Consider the following 19154-nt stretch of genomic DNA (forward strand, 5'->3'; position numbering starts at 1 on the left):
TCTGTCTCACACGGTACTGGGGCCAGCGCCAGGTGCGGGGCGCAGCCCGAGGACCTCTGCGGCCAATCGGGGCAGCACGTGCTCCCGGTCGTACCGGGTGGCCACCTCGAAGCGCGAGCGTTCTGCCTCCCGCTGCCAGGATTCGGGCTCGGCGGTAGCCCGTTGAACGGCTTCGGCCAGGCCGGCTGCGTCCGGGGCCAGCCATCCGGCGGGGTACAGCAGGTCGGCTCCGGGCCAGGCCAGAGACCTCGGCACGCAGCCGTGGGCGGCCCCGTCCGGGATGGTGAAGTGGAACGACTCGTAGTCGCTGGTCGAGAGCACCACACCGATGCCGGCGAACCAGCGGTCCATGTCCGGGCCATGGGGGGAGAAATCCACCGCCTCCCGCAGCCGGTCGTCGGTGGTGATGCGCTCCAGCTGGGCGCGGAAATACTCCAGTTCGGCCGGCCGGCCCCGCAGCCAGGCGACATCCTCGGGACGGTGTCCGCGCAGGCTCAAACGGTACCGCTCGTCCTGCCCGCGCAGCAGGGCCAGGACGTCCAGGGCGGTGTGCATCCCCTTGCGGGCCGGGACCATCCCCACCAGCCCCAGCCGGAACCGCAGGTTCGGGTCCCGGGGGCCAGACGCACCCGGGATGCGCACGGCGTTGGGCACCACGATGCTTCGCTGTGCCGGCCAGCCGTGGTCCCGGACGACCTGGCGGCGGACGTGCTCGGCGACGAAGACGGCCCGGTCTACCCGCGCGGTGTCCACCTGGCCGGGAAACACCGTGGCCGCCTCCTGCAGGTGCAGTCGCACGGTCAGTCGGGTGGCGGCCGGGGTGTGGCGGGAGTACCAGACGGCGTTGCCCAAGGCCCATTCACACAGCACGACGTCGGCCCAGTCGGCCAGGCGGCGGCTCGCCTCGGGATCGTGGCGGGCATGACCGGTCCAGGGGTCCAGGCGGACGTCGTGCCCGGCCTCCCGCAGGTGGTCCACGAGGCCACTGGCGAACTTCAGGTCGTGCCCGGCCACCACCACCCGGCGCGGCTCGAGCCCCATCCTGATACGTGCCGAGGCAGGGGGCTGGGACACCGCCGGGAGCAGGAGATCTCCGGCCGCTGAGGCCAGGGCGTGGCGGGCGGCCCGTCCGGCCACGCGCCGGCCCCCGGGACTACCCAGATCTTCGGGCAGGGAGGCTGTGGGTGCGTGGGTCAGGACCATGATCCCCGCCGCCTGCGCCTCGGTGACCAGCAGGCCGGCGGACCGTGGGCCGGAGGGGACGGCTACCGTGCTCAGAAGACTCAGGAGCTCCGCCCGGCGTGCAGGGCCGGGGTCCTCGACGACCAGAGTGGCGTTGCGGGCACCGGCGGCGCGGACGGCATCCCGCACGGCCCCGGCCTGGCCGGCCGCGGTGAGGATGACCAGTCGCGGGGAACGGGCCGGCCAGTGCTGCCAGGGCCGCCCGGACAACAGCGCGGCCAGCTCACCCGTGGTGAAGGACCCGACCGGTGTCTCGGCATCGTCCGGGCCGATCTCCAGACCGAGACGCGCCTCGGTGCGGTCGCCACCGTCCTGACCGGCCGTCGTCGTCCCCCAGAGCCACCGGGACAGGCGCAGGGCGGGCGGCAGGGGGAGGATGCGCTCCAGGGCCGGTGCGGAGTCAGGGAAAGTCACAGCGGCGCGGGACCAGGCGGCCTTCGGGACACCGGTGACGCCCGTGAACCCGCGGCCGCGACGGCGCAAGGCGGCGAGGGTGCGGTCCAGGGTGGACCGGGCCGTACGGCCTCCCTGGCGCGCACGCACCATGGCACCGCGGGCCACAGCCGGGAGACGTGCCGCCGGGCTCGGCGCGGGGTGATTGGTCATGCTGGCCCGGCCTAGCGGCGTCCGGTGCCGTCGGTCCAACTGAACCGCGTGCGGACCAGCTCGCGCTGGCATTCCTCCCGGAGGAGCCGGGCTCCCTTGACGCGGTTGCGGCCGAGGTGGTTCGAGTATTCCTGATACCGGTCGGTGACCTCTTCGGGATCTCCGTCCATCAACAGTTCCCCCCGCTCGATCCAGAGAACGCGGGTGCACATGTCCCGGATGGTCCCCAGGGAATGGCTGACCAGGAACACGCAGCCGGCCTGCTCGCGCAGTTCGGAGATCCGCCGGCCGGTGCGCTCCCGGAACTGTGCGTCACCGGTGTTCAGGGCCTCGTCGATGACCAGGATCTCCGGGTCCATGCTGGTGGCGATGGCGAACTGCAACCGCGCAGCCATTCCGGAGGAATAGGCCTTGAGCGGAAGATGGATGGAGTCCCCCAGGCCGGAGAGCTCGATGATGGACTGCCGCCTGCCCTCGGCCTGGGCCCGGGACATTCCCATGGCCAGGCAACCCAGGATGATGTTGTCCTGGCCGGAGATCTGCTGGACCAGGGCGGCGTTGACACCGAGCATGATCGGCCGGCTGGTGGCGTAGACGGTGCCGCCGGTGGGATGCAGCTGGCCGGTGACCAGCTTCATCAGGGTGGACTTGCCGGAGCCGTTAGTCCCGATCACCCCGACGCTCTCGCCGTGTTCGACCATGAAGGACAGCGGCTTGAGGGCTTCGATGTGGGTCGTGGTGAGTCCAGAGGCACTGCGGTTGCGCTCAGTCTTGCCGGAGGACCCGCGGTGTGAGTTCGAACGCACCACGTAGGTCATGGCGACCTGGTCCACCACCACGAGCGGGTCCGGGACGGATGTCGTTGCCCCGGGCGCCAGCGAGGGATCCACGTTCCCGGGCATCAGGACTCCACTCCGTAGGTCTCCTCGGCACGCCAGAACACCAGCATGCCCACCACGAGCAGCACCACGGTCCACGCGCCCAGGACGATCCAGCGTTGGGGGTCGGGCCAGGAGTCGTACAGCAGACAGTCCCGGGCGATGTCCAGGACACAGAACATGGGGTTGAGCTCCATGATGGCCATGATGGCCGGGTTGTCCTCGAAACGGTCCAGGCTGAAGAACACGGCCGAGAGGTACAGCCAGATCCGGGTGCCGAACGAGATGAGGTTCACGATGTCGTTGTATTTGGTCACCCACCGGGCCAGCAACAGACTGAGCCCCACGTTGAACAGCACCTGCAGGGCCACCAGCGGAATGAACAGCAGCCACTTCCAGGTGATCGGTTCGAACGGCGGGATCACCAGGATCAACACGAACATGGTGACGAACGCGGGGATCTGGATCAGCAGTTCGCGCACGTTCACCGCCAGGGGCAGGGTGGCTCGCGGGAACTGGAACGCCCTGACGACCGCCCGGTTGTTGGTGATGGACCGGGCACCACTGGTGATCGCCGAGGACGTGAAGCGGAACATGAACACGCCGATGATCAGGTAGGCGATGAAGTTGTCGATGCCACGGCCGGTTCCGAGCAGCAACCCGAACACGAAGTAGTAGGTGGCACCGTTGAGGATCGGGTTCAACACCAGCCACAACCGGCCCAGGGTGTTCTGGTTGTTGTCACCGGACACCCGTGACTGGGAGTCGAACACGATGAAGCTGCGGTAATCCCACAGCTGGCGGAGATACTCCAGAAGCGCGGGACGTGCGCCGACCCGCACGAGCTCGCCGCGTTCCAGTCTGATGGTCCTGACGGTTGACCCGCCCTCCGGCGCTTGATCGACAGGTGGCAACTGAATCCTTCAACGTCGTCTGGCGGCGTCCACGACGTGGGACGTCCGGACTTCTGGGTCTGGCACGCCCGATGAAGCCGGGGGGGAGCCGATGTGTCAGCAAGTATAACCGCGCGACTGGTGCCGATCCCGGCATCTGCAGCCTGGGCAGCGGGCCGGGATCTGGTCCGCCTCGCCTAGGATGTTCGGGAGCAAGCGTGCCGAGTCGCCGCCGAAGATCGGCCACCACCCTCGGCGTGTCCCGTCCACCGAGGAGTCCCCGATCACCGTGACCGCTCGTCCACTGACCATCATGCCCATCTACGGGACCCGTCCAGAAGCCATCAAGATGGCTCCGATCGTGACGGCCCTGCAGCGTGCTGAGAACCTGCGGTGCGTGGTGACCGTGACCGGCCAGCATCGGGAGATGCTGGATCAGGTCAATGAGCTCTTCGGGATCGTCCCGGATCACGATCTCAACATCATCCAACCTCGGCAGACGCTCAACATGGTGATGGCGAAGACCATCTCCGGGCTGGACGAGGTCCTCGTCGTCGAGCAGCCGGACGCCGTCGTGGTCCAGGGGGACACCTCGACCTCGACCGCGGCGGCCATTGCCGCCTTCAACCGCGGCATCCCGGTGGTGCACGCGGAGGCTGGTCTGCGCAGCTTCAATATCAACTCGCCGTTTCCAGAGGAGGCCAACCGTAAGATCACCTCCCAGATCAGCGCCCTCCACCTGGCTCCCACCTCCGTCTCCCGGGACAACCTCCTGCGGGAGAACACGGCTCGCGGGGACATCTACATCACCGGCAACACGGTCATCGACGCCCTGCTGACCGTCGTGGACCAGAGGGTCGCGTTCAGCGATCCCCAGCTGACCCGCCTGGCGGATGAGGTGGGAGACGGACGCAAGCTGGTCCTGGTGACCACACACCGCCGGGAGAACCAGGGAGAGGCCATGCGCGGCGTCGGCCGCGCCCTGGCACGCCTGGCCCGGGACAACCCTGAGGTCGAGTTCGTGTTGCCGGCCCACAAGAACCCGGTGGTGCGAGAAGCAATCCTGCCCTTTCTGGAGGGGTTGGGGAACATCACCGTCACCGAACCGCTGCCGTACGGGGAGTTCACGCACCTGCTGTCCCTGTCCACCGTGGTGCTCACGGATTCCGGCGGCGTCCAGGAGGAGGCTCCCGGCCTTGGCAAGCCCGTGCTGGTCATGCGGGAGAACACCGAACGTCCTGAAGCGGTCACGGCCGGCACCGTCCGGCTGATCGGCACCGACGAGGAGCGGGTGGTGGACGAGGTCTCCAGCCTGCTCCACGATCCCGCCGCCTACGAGGCCATGGCCAATGCCGTGAACCCCTACGGCGACGGGCAGGCCGCGGAACGATCCGTCTCGGCGATCGCCGAACTACTGGGCGTCGGATCCAGGATGCCGGAGTTCCAGGACGGCCTCAGTGGCTGAGTCCCGTCTCGTGGTCCGCCGCTGATCGTGTCGGTTCCATGTACCTGAAGTCGCTGACGGTCCGGGGATTCAAGTCCTTCGCCTCGGCCACCACGTTCCAGTTCGAGCCCGGCGTCACCGCCGTGGTGGGACCCAACGGCTCGGGCAAGTCCAACGTGGTGGACGCCCTGTCCTGGGTGATGGGGGAGCAGGGCGCCAAGAACCTGCGCGGCGGCAAGATGGAGGACGTCATCTTCGCCGGGACCACGGGCCGGGCGCCGCTGGGCCGCGCCCAGGTCTCCCTGACCATCGACAACACGGACGGCGCCCTGCCGATCGAGTACTCGGAGGTCACCATCTCCCGCACGCTGTTCCGCAGCGGCGGGTCGGAGTACGCGATCAACGGCAGCTCCTGCCGGTTGCTGGACATCCAGGAGCTGCTCTCCGACTCGGGGCTCGGCCGCGAGATGCACGTGATCGTCGGCCAGGGGCAGCTGGACCGGATCCTGCAGGCCAGCCCCGAGGAGCGCCGCGGCTTCATCGAGGAGGCCTCCGGCGTGCTCAAGCACCGCCGGCGCAAGGAACGCAGCGTCCGCAAACTCGAGTCCATGCGCTCCAACCTGGACCGGGTGCGCGACCTCAGCGAGGAGGTGCGCCGCCAGCTGGGGCCGCTGTCCAAGCAGGCCAAGACGGCCCGCAAAGCCCAGCGCATCCAGTACGACGTGCGGGACGCCCGCTCCCGTCTGCTCGCCGACGACGTGGCGCGTCAACAGGACGCGCTGGACCGGCTGGGGGCCGGAGACCAGGAACTCGAGGCCGCGGTGGCGGGCGCCCAGGCGGAGGTGGACCGCGCCGGCGAGGCGGCCACGGCGATGGCCGCGGACGTCGCCACCGCCGCCCAGGCGGCCGCCGCGGCCCGGGAGCACTGGTACCGGCTGTCCACCCTCGCCGAGCGGTACCGCTCCCTGGGGGCCGTGGCCGCCGAACGCGAGCGGTCCCGCCGCCACCCCGTGCCGCCGCTCTCGGGCCCGGACCCGGACGCCGCCCGGCAGCTGGCCGAACGTGCCGGGGCGGACGCGTCCGCCGCCGAGGACGCCGTGACCACCGCGCGCGAGGACCTGGAACGGGCCTCGGCCGGACGGCAGCAGGCCGAGCACTCGGCCCGGGTCGCCAACGAGGCCTACACGCGGCTCCTCCAGCAGGCCGCGGACCGGCGTCAGGCCGCCGCCGTGGCCGCGGGCCGAGTCGAGGCCGCCCGCGCCACGGAGCGATCCCTGCGGGGCCAATGGGACCAGTCCACTGCCCGCCTGGCCGAGAGCGAGCGGACGGCCGAGGACCTGCGCGCCGAACTCGCGGACTACCAGAACCAGCTGGCCGGCTCCCTCGACTCCGAGGAGGCGCTGGACGCCGACCATGAGGAGGCGGCCGCGGTGGCCGGCGGGCTCCGGGACCGGCTCGCACGGCTCGACGAGGCGCTCGCCGCCGCGGAGGCCGCCCAGGGGGCGGCGGTGGCCCGGCGCGATGCCCTGATCGAGGCCTTGGAGCCGCAGGCCGGCGCCGCCGCGTCGGCCCTCGAGGACCTGAGGCCCACCGCGCTCGCCGAGGCACTGACCGTCCAGGACGGCTGGGAGGCGGCCATCGCCGCGGCCCTCGGCGGGCCCGCCGAGCAACTCGTGGTGGAGGGACTGGACCCGGCGGTGCGGGCCGCCGGGCGGCTCGCCGAGGCCGGCGCCGCGGATGCGCGGCTGCTGTTCGCCTGGTCCGACGACCCCGCAGACTACCCCGCAGACGACCCCGCCGGCGACTCGGCCGATGGCCCGGCCGGCGGCGGGGACGGGGCCGGGGTTCTCCCGGATGCGCTGCCCGACGGCGTCACGGACGCGGGTGCGATGGTGCGGTTCCCGGCGGGGCCGGCACAGTCCGCCATCGCCGGTACGGTGCGCTCGCTGCTGGCCGGGACGCTGCTGGTGGAGGACCTGGACACCGCGCGGGCCCTGTGGGAGTCCGGCCGGGTGCCGGCGCGCCACCGGGGGGCCCCGGTCCGCCTGGCGACCCGGGACGGCCACGTGCTCGGTGCCGGGTGGGCGGACGGCCGTGGCGCCGGGGCGGGGAGCCGGCTGGAACGCCAGGCCGCCGCCGACGAGGCGGCCGCGGTGGCCGCGGCGGCCCTGCACGAGGTCGAGCGGCTGCGCTTCGAGCGCTCCGGGCTGGGACACGAGGTCGCCGAGGCGGCAGCCGCCGAGCGGGCCGCCCTGGAGGCCCTCGAGGCCTCGGACGCCCGGTTCACGGCCGTGACGGAGGACCTGGCGCGGCTGAACCAGCAGCTCTCCCACGCCGATCAGGCCGCCGAACGGCAGCGGAACGAGCTCACCGGGCTGCGTGCCCGACTCGCCGAGGCCGAGGACGCGGTGGGTCACGCGATCGAGGCCGCCGAGCGGCAGGGCCAGGCCACAGAGGCCACGGAGGCCACGGACGAGACGGGGGCCGCGTCCGGGGACGGGTCTTCCGGCCAGTCCGTTCCGGATCCGGCGGCGCGGGACGCCGCGGAGGTCCGGGCGGGCGAGGCCCGGCACCAGGAGACCGAGGCCCGCCTGGCCCTGCGGGCGGCCGAGTCCGCGCTGTCCCAGCTCTCGGCACGGGCCGAGCAGTCGCGGCGTCAGGTGGCCTCGGCCACCGTGGCCCACCAGGAGCGCGAGCGGGCCGAGCAGAGGCGCCGGGCCTGGCTGACGCGGATCACCGCGGTCACGCGGGCCCTGGCGGAGGCGATGGCGGGCCTGGAGCTGGCGGTGGCCCGGGCGGAGGCCGACCGCGCCGAACTCGAGCGCCGGGGGGAGGAGCTCACGGCCGAGCGGCAGCGGCTGCAACAGGCCGCTGAACAGCACCGCTCGGCGGTGGCCCAGGCCAAGGACCGGTTGCACGCGGCGCGGATGGCCCGGCAGGAGCAGCAGCTCAGGCTCGACCAGCTGCTGGGCAGGGCCCTGGACGACCTGGGCATGACCGGCGAGTACCTGCTGGAGCACTTCGGGCCCGAGGTGCCGGTCCCGCTCGAGCCGGCGGAGCAGCCACCCGGAGGCCAGACCGGGGACCCGGCCGGGAGCCCGACCGAGGACGAGGCGCCGGACACCGCGGCACCGGACGGGCCGTCGTCGGGCCCCGTTGCCGGGGACGCCGGGTCCGAGTCCTCAGACACCGTGCCCTATGACCGGGCCGAGCATCAGAAGCGGCTGCGCCGCGCCGAACGCGAGCTGGCCGCGCTGGGCCGGGTGAATCCGCTGGCCCTGGAGGAGTACGCCGCGGTGGAGGAACGCCACCGCTTCCTCACCGGACAGCTCGAGGACCTGGATGCCAGCCGGCGGGACCTGCTGACCATCATCCAGGACGTGGATGACACGGTGCTGCGCGTGTTCTCGGCGGCCTTCGAGGACACCGCGGCCCAGTTCCAGCACGTCTTCGCCACCCTGTTCCCGGGGGGCGAGGGGCGGCTCTTCCTGACGGACCCGGAGAACCTGCTGGAGTCCGGCGTCGAGGTGGAGGCCCGGCCGGCCGGGAAGAAGGTCAAGCGGCTGTCCCTGCTCTCCGGCGGGGAACGGTCGCTGGCGGCCGTGGCCATGCTCGTGGCGATCTTCAAGGCCCGGCCCAGCCCGTTCTACGTCATGGACGAGGTGGAGGCCGCGCTGGACGACACCAACCTGGGGCGGCTGCTGGAGATCTTCCGGGAGCTGCAGCAGGACAGCCAGCTGATCATCATCACCCACCAGAAGCGCACCATGGAGGTCGCGGATGCCCTCTACGGGGTGTCCATGCGGGGGGACGGGGTCAGTACGGTGATCAGCCAGCGTCTGGACGCTGCGCCGGCCGCTCCGCAGGCTGCCCCGGCGGACTGACCACCGGCAGGGCCCCGGTGCGCGGCCCGCCGGGGGCCACCGGCAGGTTGGTCTCCGCGGCGAAGGCCCAGGACACCGCACCCACCGCGAGGACCGTCCCGCTCAGCAGGAAGGCCCAGCCGAAGCCGGCCGCATCCACCACGAGTCCGGCGATCAGCGGACCGGAGATGGCCCCGAGGTCGGAGGCCATCTGGGCGGTGGACATGACGGGCCCGGCCTTGCGGTCCTGCCCCACGAGGTCCGCGACGGCGGCCTGCTGCGGCGCGTTGAGCAGTCCCGTCCCCACCCCGGAGAGCACGCAGAGGGCCAGGAACAGCCAGGCGTTGTCCATCCAGCCGATGAAGGCGGTGCCCGCCGCGGCCACCAGCAGGCCGATGATGATCAGAGGCTTGCGGCCGTGGACGTCGGAGAGCCGGGAGGAGAACGTGACGGCGGCGATGTTGCCCACCGCGAAGAGGGACAGGGCCGCCCCGGCGATCTGCGGGCCGTCCAGCCAGAAGCCGGTGCCCGCGAAGGCGGTGGCCGCCAGCAGCGGTGTCAGGGAGTTGCGCACGCCGAAGGTGGCCCAGCCGTTGGCGAAGAAGGAGGTCAGCGCGGCGCGGTAGGCGGTGTGCTCCCAGGCCTCGGCCACGCGCATCTGGGGCCGGTCGTCGGGCCTGCCGCGGTCGGCCAGCCGGGAGTCGCGCAGCAGCACGAAGACCAGTCCGGCGGCCAGCACGAGTGCCGTGCCGTAGATCAGGAAGGGGACCCGGTACCCGAACACGGCCAGCGCGGCGCCGACCACCGGGCCGGCGATGTTGCCGATCAGGAAGGCCGAGGCGTAGGCGCCGGAGACCCGGCCGCGGATGGAGGGCGGGGACTTGCGGGCCAGGAAGGCCATGGCTGAGACCGTGAACAGGGTGGAGCCGATCCCGCCCAGTCCGCGGAACACGAGCAGTTGCCAGTAGTCCTGGGAGAAGGCGACGAGGAACATCGAGGCGGCGACGATCAGCACGCCGATCATGTACATCGGCGTCTCGCCGAAGCGGTTGGTCGCCCGCCCGGACAATGGCGCGAACAGCAGCCGCGTGAGGCCGAACGCCGAGACCACGGCGGAGACCGCGGTGGCCGAGGCGTTGAACGACTGGGCGTACTGGGGGAGCACCGGGGCGATGATGCCGAAGCCGATGGCGATGATGAAGGCCGCCGCGATGAGGACCTTGATCTCCCGGGGGATGGGGACCCGTCCGGTCCGGGGGGTCTTCGAGCGCACCATGGCCCCCATCCTGCCACCCGGACGGTGGCGGCGTGGTGGCAGTGCTGTGGCGGCGCTGTGACAGACTGGTCCGGTGGATCCGATCATCTTGATTTCGCTTGCCTCTGTCCTCGTCGTCGGCCTGGTGCTGCTGGGCTTCCTCGACCGCACCCCCAAGCCGCCGAAGGGCATGTACCCCACCACGCGGGATGCCAACGATCCGGCGCCCGGCGGCAGCACGGCCGTCCTGGAACGCCCGGAGACGGACGACGCCGGCCGGACCGGCACCGCGGTCGCCGAGCCCGAGGCGCCGGTCGCTGCCCCGGTGCCTGCCACGGACGTGGTGGAGACCGAGGCCCCGCCCGCCCTGGAGACCCCGGCCCCGGCCGCCGGTCGGCTGGCCCGGCTGCGCGCGCGCCTGGCCAAGTCCAACAACATCTTCGGCAAGGGCCTGCTGGCCCTGCTCTCCAGCGACAACATCACGGAGGACGTCTGGGACGAGGTCGAGGAGACCCTGCTGCTGGCCGACCTCGGCACCGCCCCGACGATGGAGCTCGTGGACAACCTGCGCGAGCGGGTCACCGTAGAGGGTTCCCGGGACCCGCAGCAGGTCAAGGCCATGCTCCACGAGGAATTGGTCAAGATGGTGGATCCGGGCATGGACCGCCGCCTGGACGCCTCGCGCAAGCAGGACCGGCCGGCCGTGATGATGGTGGTGGGCGTCAACGGCGTGGGCAAGACCACCACCGTGGGCAAGATCGGCCGCGTGCTCGTGGCCGAGGACCGCCGCGTGGTCTTCGGTGCGGCGGACACCTTCCGCGCCGCCGCCGCCGAGCAGCTCGCCACGTGGGGCTCCCGCGTGGGCGTGGACACCGTCCGCTCGCACGAGGACGGCGCCGATCCGGCCTCGGTGGCCTTCGAGGCCGTGAAGACCGGTGTGGAGCAGGAGGTGGACGTGGTGATCGTGGACACCGCCGGCCGGCTGCAGAACAAGGCCAACCTCATGGACGAGCTGGGCAAGATCAAGCGCGTCATCGAGAAGCAGGCGGAGGTGGACGAGGTCCTTCTGGTCCTGGACGCCACCACCGGGCAGAACGGCCTGGCCCAGGCCAAGGTCTTCGCCGAGGTCGTGAACATCACCGGGATCGTGCTCACCAAACTGGACGGCACCGCCAAGGGCGGGATCGTGGTGGCCATCCAGCGGGAACTCGGCGTCCCCGTCAAGCTGATCGGCCTGGGCGAGGGTGCAGACGACCTGGCCCCGTTCAACGCCGAGGGCTTCGTCGAGGCGCTGCTGGACTGAGTTCTCCGACCGTAGCCCTGTCCGCGAACGCGCGATTCTATGGGCTACGCCTGAGAAGTGCAAGAAGAGTGGCCAGCAGATCGGGACAGGTCTGTGGCCCGGGGCTAGGATGTGCGTGGGGAACATCACAGCACTGAAGGGGTCCCATGTCTCGCGCCCGTCTCAACACTCTTTTCAAGAGGACCTTGGTCCTGACCGTCGGGGCTGCCTTGGTCCTGACCGCGCCCACGCCGTCGTTGGCGGCGTCTTCATCGGCGGTCCCCTCGCCCAGTGCGGACTCGACCGCCACAGCCACGCCGTCCTCGGCGGAGTCGGCTACGGCCTCGCCGTCCGACGCCTCGGAGGGCACTCTCGGCCCGACGGAGACGCCAGTCCCGTCGCCGGTCAGCCAGTCGCCCACGGACACCAGCGGGCCTGGTGCCCCGGACACCGCCTCGCCGAGCACGTCCTCGCCTGCCATCCCGTCACCAGTCCCCTCGGTCTGGTCCATTCCCAGCCGTTCGGAGTTGGAGTCCCTCAACGAGCGGGAAGAGGGCACGGACGTCATGGACCTGGAGGCGGAGCTCGAGGGCATCGATGCGGCCGAGGAGAAGGCCGCTGCCGCCAACGCGGCGAACAACCCGAATGCCGTCTATCCCTGCCAGGCCTACGGTCAACTGCCGCGCTACAACACGGTGGCCTCGAATCAGGCCGATGTATACAACTGGTACATCTTCCCGTCCACCAAGGTCGGCGACGGCAAGGGGAACATCAACTGGAACCTGGACCCGCACCGGGACACCGGCTGGCGACTCTGGCTGGCCAGCCTGCGGTGGATCGGCCCCAGCATCGAGGCCGGCCGGGATGGGAACACCACCGCCCTGAACAAGGCCGAGGTCATCATCCGTGACTGGATCCGAGACCACCCCGGGTCCTGGCTGAAGGACCATGACGACATCGAGGCGAACACCCACCGCTTGAACACGTTGCTGTGCTTCCGTGAGGTGGTCATGGAGCGCAATGGCGGATCCTTGCCGAGCTCTTACGGATGGCTGACGGACATCATCCACCGCCATGCCGAGCACAATATCGCCCGGTGGTCCGGTGCCTGGAACCACGGGTCCATGGAGAACCGCGCGCTGTTGGGCGCCGGTTGCCTCCTGGGCCGCCGCGACTATCAGGACCACGCGATCTCCCGGGTCAAGCAGGCTCTGCCCATCCAGATCAGCCCGGAAGGTCTGAGCAATGAGGCCGCCCCACACTACATGCTCTTCAACTACCGGTTGATCATGGAGACGGCCGAGCTCATGGAACGCTGTGGGCACAGCACCTCGTCCATCAGCCCCCAGTTGACGACGTTCGGCAACAACATGGCCCACTTCACCAACAACCTGGGCTACTACTGGCAGTTCGGTGATTCGCCGATCTACCAGGCCAACCGGCAGGTGCCCTCCGAGGCTCTGTATGCGGCCACTGACGGCCAGCAGGGCAAGGCCCCGCGCCACCGAGTGCGGACCTTCCTCGATGCCGGCTACATCCAGGGCCGTGCCTCGTGGGGTGACTCCACCACCGGATTCCGCGACTACCCCTCGTGGATGCTCCGGGCCGGCACCGGCAAGGAGAAGAAGGCACACAAGGGCGACCTGCTGCAGTTCCTGTACACCGCACGTGGCAGGGACGTCCTGGTGGACGCCGGCCATCCCGGGATCGTCTCGAGCAAGTGGCGTGGCTGGGCGATGAGCGAGTTGGCCCACAACACCATCTACATCCCCAGCTCCAAGATGTCCGCCGGTGGCCCGGCCAAGATCACCCGGTACAACTACCCGGCCGCCGGCTGGGGTGACTTCGCCGAGGTGACGCAGCGATTCAGCAACCAGGGCAACCGCACCCGCGGCACGCTCGTCATGGACGATCCGGACGTCGCCGTGGTGCTGGACCGCACGGTGATCAACGACCGCTCCAAGACCCACACCGTCCAGACGCTGTGGAACCTGCCGCCCGACCAGCGCTCGGAGTGGGTCAATCGCTCGGTGGTCCGGTCCTCCGCCCCGGGGTCCTCCACCCAGACCACCTTCGTCCAGGTGCCGTTCTGGGGGCCGAAGGCCCTGAGCCGAGGCGAGACCGCGCTGTACCACGCTGTGGAGAATCCGCATCCACGGGGCCACTATTACCCGCAGGAGCAGGTTCGTGTCCCGACCGACCAGATCTCGTTCGGCCGGCACGGCAATAGTGTGGGCACGATCTCCGTGATTGCTCCGGCGCGGAAATCGGCCAGGGTTTCGGTCTCCAGTGGCAAGTACGCGGACGGGGCCACCAAGCTGACCATCAGGATCGGCTCGGACACGGTCGTGGTGCGCATCACCCGCGGTGGCTGGATGAGCCGGCAGAGCTGACACCACCGGGGCAGGTAACACGACGTTTACCTGCCCCGGTGCTTTGTCACCCGGCCGAAACAGAGCCGCGGACCACGCGAAACACACTTCCACCATCCTTTTCATCGGGACCAGTCGCAACCGTCGCGGCTCGTGCCGATGACCCGGGCCATCCCCGTCCGGGCGCGGCGGTTGGTCCTTCGGCGAGAGGAATCAATGTGGAATCGATTGAACTGACATCAGGCCACGTCTGGACCATGGTGTGTGCCGGGCTGGTCCTGCTGATGACCCCCGGCCTGGCCTTCTTCTACGGGGGGCTCACCCGGGCCAAGGCCTCCCTGAACATGATGATGATGTCCTTCGTGTCCATCGGCTTGGTGGCCGTGGTTTGGGTGCTGTGGGGCTACAACATGTCCGGCGGTGAGGGAACCCTCCAGCTGTTCGGCAACCCCTTCTCCGACCTCGGCCTCTACGGCTCCCTCGGCACCGAGGACCTGATCGGGATCGGCTTCGGCGCCACCTTCGCAATCATCACCGTGGCGCTGATCTCCGGGGCGATCGCCGACCGCGCCAAGTTCAGCACCTGGGTCGTCTTCGTCCCGATCTGGGTCACCGCCGTGTACTGCCCGCTGGCCTTCATGGTGTGGGGTGGCGGGCTGCTCTCGGCCGACGGTGCCATCGGTTCAGCCGTCGGGGAGGCCATCGACTTCGCGGGCGGCCTGGTCGTGCACATCTCTGCCGGCGTGGCGGCGCTGGTGCTGGCCCTGCTGCTGGGCAAGCGCCAGGGCTTCGGCGTCGATCCCGGTCACCGTCCCCACAACATCCCCTTCGTGATGCTCGGCGCGGCCCTGTTGTGGTTCGGCTGGTTCGGGTTCAACGGCGGTGCCGCCGGCGACGCCACGGAGGCGGGTCTCATCTGGGTCAACACGCTGGCCGCCCCGGCCGCCGCCATGCTCGGCTGGCTGCTCACCGAGCGGATCCGCGGCAAGCGCGCCACCTCGATCGGCAGCGCCTCTGGCATCGTCGCCGGCCTGGTGGCCATCACCCCGGCCTGCGCCTATGTCGATCCGGTGGGCGCCCTGATCATCGGCTTCCTCTCCGGCGCCGCCTGTGCCCTGGCCGTGGGCCTGAAGTACAAGCTCGGCTTCGACGACTCCCTGGACGTCGTGGGCCTGCACCTGGTGGCCGGGATCCTCGGTACCGTCATGATCGGCCTGCTGGGCCTGCCGATGGCCGATGGGCGCGCCGGCCTCTTCTACGGTGGCGACGTCTCCTTGCTGCTGGCCCAGGTCGTGGCCGTGGTGATCGCCGTGGTGTACGCCGCCGTGGTGACCTTCGTCATCGGCATCGCCCTCAAGTACACAATGGGCTGGCGGGTCACCGCCGAGGAGGAGGAGCTCGGCCTGGACCAGTCCCTGCACAGCGAGATCGCCTACGAGTTCGGCGGCGGTGGGATGGGGACGTCCTACGCCGAGACGGTGGACACCGGCGAGCAGTTGCTCGTGGCCGGCTCCCCGGCCGCTGAGCGTTCCTCCGAGGCCGAGTCCGCCCGCGTGTAGCGGCCAGCGCTCGGAGATCGAGCGATGGAGCCGGGATCCCGCGACCGAGCGGGGTCCCGGCTCCATCTGACTTGATACCCTTGGAAACCGGTGGATTCGCATGTGCCACCACACCCCGACCCCCGAAGGAAGAGCACCGCAGTGTTCAACTCCCTGTCCGATCGCCTGGCCGTCACCTTCAAGAACCTGAAGGGCAAGGGACGCCTGTCCGAGGCGGACATCGACGCCACCGCCCGCGAGATCCGGCGGGCGCTGCTGGACGCCGATGTGGCCGTTCCGGTGGTCCGGGAATTCATCGCCCACATCAAGGAGCGCTCCCTCGGCGAGGAGGTCAGCCAAGCCCTGAACCCGGGCCAGCAGGTCGTCAAGATCGTCAATGACGAACTGGTGAACATCCTGGGTGGCGAGACTCGGCGGCTGAACCTCGCCAAGAACCCGCCCACGGTGATCATGCTCGTGGGCCTGCAGGGTGCCGGCAAGACCACGCTGGCCGGCAAGCTCTCCAAGCACCTCAAGGAACAGGGCCACACGCCGATGCTGGTGGCGGCCGACCTCCAGCGGCCCAACGCGGTCAGGCAGCTGCAGGTCAACGGCGAGCGGGCCGGGGTCCCCGTCTACGCGCCGCACCCGGGGGTCTCCAGCGAGTTCGAGGACCCGAGCGGGGACCCGGTGCAGGTGGCCCGTGACGGCGTGGCGGAGGCCCAGGCCAAGTACAACGACGTCGTGATCGTGGACACCGCCGGCCGCCTCGGCGTGGACGCCGAGCTCATGCAGCAGGCCGCAGACATCCGCGCCGCGGTGCAGCCGGACGAGGTGCTCTTCGTCATCGACGCCATGATCGGCCAGGACGCGGTGGCCACCGCGCAGTCGTTCAATGAGGGCGTCGGCTTCACCGGCGTGGTGCTGTCCAAGCTCGACGGCGACGCGCGCGGCGGTGCCGCGCTCTCGGTGCGCTCGGTGACGGGCAAGCCGGTCATGTTTGCCTCCACGGGCGAGAACCTGTCCGATTTCGAGGTCTTCCACCCAGACCGGATGGCCTCGCGCATCCTGGACATGGGCGACGTGATGAGCCTGATCGAGCAGGCCGAGCGCAGCTGGGACAAGGCCGAGGCCGAGAAGATGGCCCAGAAGTTCGTGGACCAGGAGGACTTCACCCTCGACGACTTCCTTGATCAGATGCAGCAGATCAAGAAGATGGGCTCCATGAAGAAGCTGCTCATGATGATGCCCGGTGCCCAGGGCATGCGGCAGCAGCTGGAGCAGTTCGACGACCGGCAGATCGACCGCATTGAGGCCATCATCCGGTCCATGACCCCGCACGAGCGGGTCGCCCCCAAGATCATCAACGGATCCCGCCGGGCCCGGATCGCGCGCGGCTCCGGGGTCCAGGTCTCCGAGGTGAACGGCCTGCTGGAGCGGTTTGGCCAGGCCCAGAAGATGATGAAGAAGATGGCCTCCGGCGGCGGCATGCCGGGGATGCCCGGGATGCCGGGAATGCCCGGCGGCGGGGCCGGGGGATCCAAGAAGGGCAAAGGTAAGGGCAAGAAGGCCAAGCCCCGGTCCGGCAACCCCGCGAAGGCGGCGCAGGAGATGCGTGAGCTGGAGGAGCGCCGCAGCCGACCGGCCGCCCCGCAGCAGGGTTCGGCCTTCGGGCAGGGTGCCGACGGCGGCGCGGACAGCTTCGACCCGTCCTCGCTCAACCTGCCGAAGGGCTTCGAGAAGTACCTCGGCGGCAACTGAGCCGACCGCGCCACGGGCCGCCCCCACCGTATCGGTGGGGGCGGCCCTCGTGGTTAAGGGATGTCTCGGTCAGGGAGGACCTCCGGGGAATAGTTGAAGCATCAACCATATTGTGATGTACTGAAGGCCAATACCACAGCAGTCCCCTCACCCGAAGGAGTCCATCCATGACCTCCCCCGCAGACCACCTCGTCGACGCGGCCGCCGCCTCCCTGAAGCACCAGTCCATCAGCGGGCGCCCCGTGGAGCAGCTGCTTCCCGCCGGCCTGGCCATGGGCATGGTCACCCTGAAGACGGACAACGTCTCCCGGCTGCGCGACTACTACGAGCAGGCCCTCGGCCTCGTCGCCGTGGCGGAGGACGGCCCGAACGTGATCCTGGGACGCGCCGGCGTCCCGCTCGTCGGCATCGAGCAGGCCAGCGGGCTCAAGCTGCCCGGCGAGGGTGAGGCCGGCCTCTACCACGTGGCCATCCTGTTCGAGCAGGCCGCCGACCTGGCCGCCACCGTCTACTCGGCCGTACGCCACGACCAGACCCGGTTCGTCGGCAGCTCGGACCACCTCGTCTCCGAGGCGTTCTACTTCCAGGACCCGGACAACAACGGCATCGAGCTCTACATCGACCGGGACCGCGAGCAGTGGCAGTGGGGCCCCGACGGCCGGGTCGCCATGTCCACCATCTACCTGCCCTGGGATCGATTCCTCAACACACACCTCACCGAGGACGCCGTGGCCCGGCTGCGGACCTCCCCGGCGTCCGTGGGGCACGTCCACCTGCAGGTCGGTGACGTCCACACCGCCGAGGAGTTCTATGTCGACGAGCTCGGCTTCGAGACGACCACGGCCCTGGGCACCATGGCCCTGTTCGTGTCCGCCGGCGGCTACCACCACCACATGGCCATGAACACCTGGAACTCCACCGGTGTGGGACCCCGGCGCAACACCCTGGGCCTCGGCGCTGTGGACATCACCCTGCCGCAGGGCGAGGGCCTGGGCTTGGCGGAGGAGCGTCTGAAGGGTGCCGGGCGTACCGTGCAGCGCACGGACCGCGGACTCGAGGTCCGCGACCCGTGGAACACGCTGCTGGTTCTGTCCGAGGCCGAGGTGCCGGCCGGCGTCGTGTCTCCGTAGGGGCGACTAGGAGAATTGCCCGGGCATCTGGCAGAATGAGACGGTACTGAACTGCCGTCCGGGCGACCCTCTATCCCTCCGGCCGGCCGTTCCGTCAGTAGCCTACCGTTCCGCGCCAACCCCACGGCCGGAGCGCACGCTGCGCCACCACCAAGAACCAGGAGCTACCACACCCGTGGCCGTTAAGATCCGTTTGAAGCGCTTCGGCAAGATGCGCGCCCCGTACTACCGCATCGTCGTCATGGACTCCCGCGCCAAGCGCGATGGTCGTGCCATCGAGGAGATCGGCAAGTACCACCCGACCGAGGAGCCCTCGTTCATCGAGGTCAACTCCGAGCGGGCCCAGTACTGGCTGTCCGTGGGCGCCCAGCCCACCGAGCAGGTCCATGCCATCCTCAAGATCACCGGTGACTGGCAGAAGTTCAAGGGCGAGCCCGGAGCCGAGGGCACCCTGAGGACCAAGCAGCCCAAGGAGGCCTTCGTGGCCCCGCAGAAGGGCTCGGTCATCATTCCCGAGGCCATCACCCCGAAGAAGGACGCCGCTGAGGCCCCGGCCGAGGACGCCGGCGCCGCAGAGTCCACCGAGGCTCCGGCCGACGAGAAGTCCGCGTGACCATGCTGACCGAGGCGCTCGAACACCTGGTCCGGGGGATCGTCGATTCCCCGGACGATGTCCAGGTCGACCTGCGCACCAACCGGCGGGGCGAGGTGCTTGAGGTGCGTGTCGAGCCCTCCGATCTCGGTCGGGTGATCGGCCGTCAGGGCCGGACCGCCACCGCGTTGCGCACCGTGCTGGACGGCCTCGCCGGCCACCCGGTGCGGGTCGACGTGGTGGACACCGACCGCCGCCGGTAGCTGTACCGTGCCGTCCCTCCTGAGGACTCAGGAGG

General features: G+C 70.1%; 13 protein-coding genes. 9 read left to right on the forward strand and 4 right to left on the reverse strand.

From position 1 onward, the window contains the following. Positions 1-6 precede the first annotated feature (6 nt). The 3 genes from RE421_RS09370 to RE421_RS09380 are packed head-to-tail and all read right to left on the reverse strand — an operon-like array spanning position 7 to position 3640. Positions 7-1848, reverse strand: a complete 1842-nt coding sequence (locus RE421_RS09370) for a glycosyltransferase family 4 protein (RefSeq protein WP_309809080.1) — start codon at positions 1846-1848, stop codon at positions 7-9. 11 nt (positions 1849-1859) lie between these two features. Then, positions 1860-2750 carry an ABC transporter ATP-binding protein gene (locus RE421_RS09375; RefSeq protein ID WP_309809082.1) on the reverse strand — a complete coding sequence of 297 codons (891 nt, stop codon included), beginning with the start codon at positions 2748-2750 and terminating at the stop codon, positions 1860-1862. Next, complete coding sequence (locus tag RE421_RS09380; RefSeq protein ID WP_309809085.1) at positions 2750-3640, reverse strand: ABC transporter permease; 891 nt, start codon at positions 3638-3640, stop codon at positions 2750-2752. The genes RE421_RS09375 and RE421_RS09380 overlap by 1 nt, the downstream gene beginning before the upstream one ends. Before the next feature lie 292 nt (positions 3641-3932). On the opposite strand from RE421_RS09380, the gene wecB reads away from it, so the two are divergent. Both wecB and RE421_RS09390 read left to right on the forward strand, forming a co-directional pair. Further along, a complete protein-coding gene (gene wecB / locus RE421_RS09385; protein ID WP_309817248.1) occupies positions 3933-5084 on the forward strand; it encodes a non-hydrolyzing UDP-N-acetylglucosamine 2-epimerase in 1152 nt (383 codons plus the stop codon). Between the two features lie 38 nt (positions 5085-5122). Continuing rightward, positions 5123-8947 carry an AAA family ATPase gene (locus tag RE421_RS09390; protein WP_309809087.1) on the forward strand — a complete coding sequence of 1275 codons (3825 nt, stop codon included), beginning with the start codon at positions 5123-5125 and terminating at the stop codon, positions 8945-8947. On the opposite strand, the gene RE421_RS09395 is transcribed toward RE421_RS09390, so the two are convergent. Continuing rightward, positions 8892-10202 (reverse strand): MFS transporter, encoded by a 1311-nt coding sequence (locus tag RE421_RS09395; protein WP_309809088.1) that lies wholly within the window; start codon positions 10200-10202, stop codon positions 8892-8894. The genes RE421_RS09390 and RE421_RS09395 overlap by 56 nt on opposite strands. An 88-nt stretch (positions 10203-10290) precedes the next feature. Between RE421_RS09395 and ftsY the strand changes: the two genes are divergently transcribed. From ftsY to RE421_RS09430, 7 genes are all read left to right on the forward strand, one after another. Beyond that, on the forward strand, positions 10291-11484 hold the full coding sequence (ftsY, locus tag RE421_RS09400) for a signal recognition particle-docking protein FtsY (protein ID WP_396134480.1): 1194 nt from the start codon (positions 10291-10293) through the stop codon (positions 11482-11484). A 506-nt stretch (positions 11485-11990) separates the two neighbouring features. Then, a complete protein-coding gene (locus RE421_RS09405; RefSeq protein WP_309809093.1) occupies positions 11991-13856 on the forward strand; it encodes an alginate lyase family protein in 1866 nt (621 codons plus the stop codon). Positions 13857-14062: 206 nt separating this feature from the next. Then, a complete protein-coding gene (locus tag RE421_RS09410) occupies positions 14063-15394 on the forward strand; it encodes an ammonium transporter (RefSeq protein ID WP_309817250.1) in 1332 nt (443 codons plus the stop codon). Between the two features lie 141 nt (positions 15395-15535). Beyond that, complete coding sequence (gene ffh / locus RE421_RS09415) at positions 15536-17134, forward strand: signal recognition particle protein (RefSeq protein WP_309809094.1); 1599 nt, start codon at positions 15536-15538, stop codon at positions 17132-17134. Between the two features lie 272 nt (positions 17135-17406). After that, positions 17407-18264 (forward strand): VOC family protein, encoded by an 858-nt coding sequence (locus RE421_RS09420; RefSeq protein WP_396134643.1) that lies wholly within the window; start codon positions 17407-17409, stop codon positions 18262-18264. Positions 18265-18439: 175 nt separating this feature from the next. After that, positions 18440-18877, forward strand: coding sequence for a 30S ribosomal protein S16 (gene rpsP / locus RE421_RS09425; protein ID WP_309809098.1), 438 nt, complete (start codon positions 18440-18442; stop codon positions 18875-18877). A gap of 2 nt (positions 18878-18879) precedes the next feature. Beyond that, positions 18880-19119 (forward strand): RNA-binding protein, encoded by a 240-nt coding sequence (locus RE421_RS09430; protein ID WP_309817253.1) that lies wholly within the window; start codon positions 18880-18882, stop codon positions 19117-19119. Positions 19120-19154: the final 35 nt, after the last annotated feature.

It is taken from the genome of Citricoccus sp. I39-566 (assembly GCF_031432995.1).
Taxonomy (GTDB): domain Bacteria; phylum Actinomycetota; class Actinomycetes; order Actinomycetales; family Micrococcaceae; genus Citricoccus; species Citricoccus nitrophenolicus_A.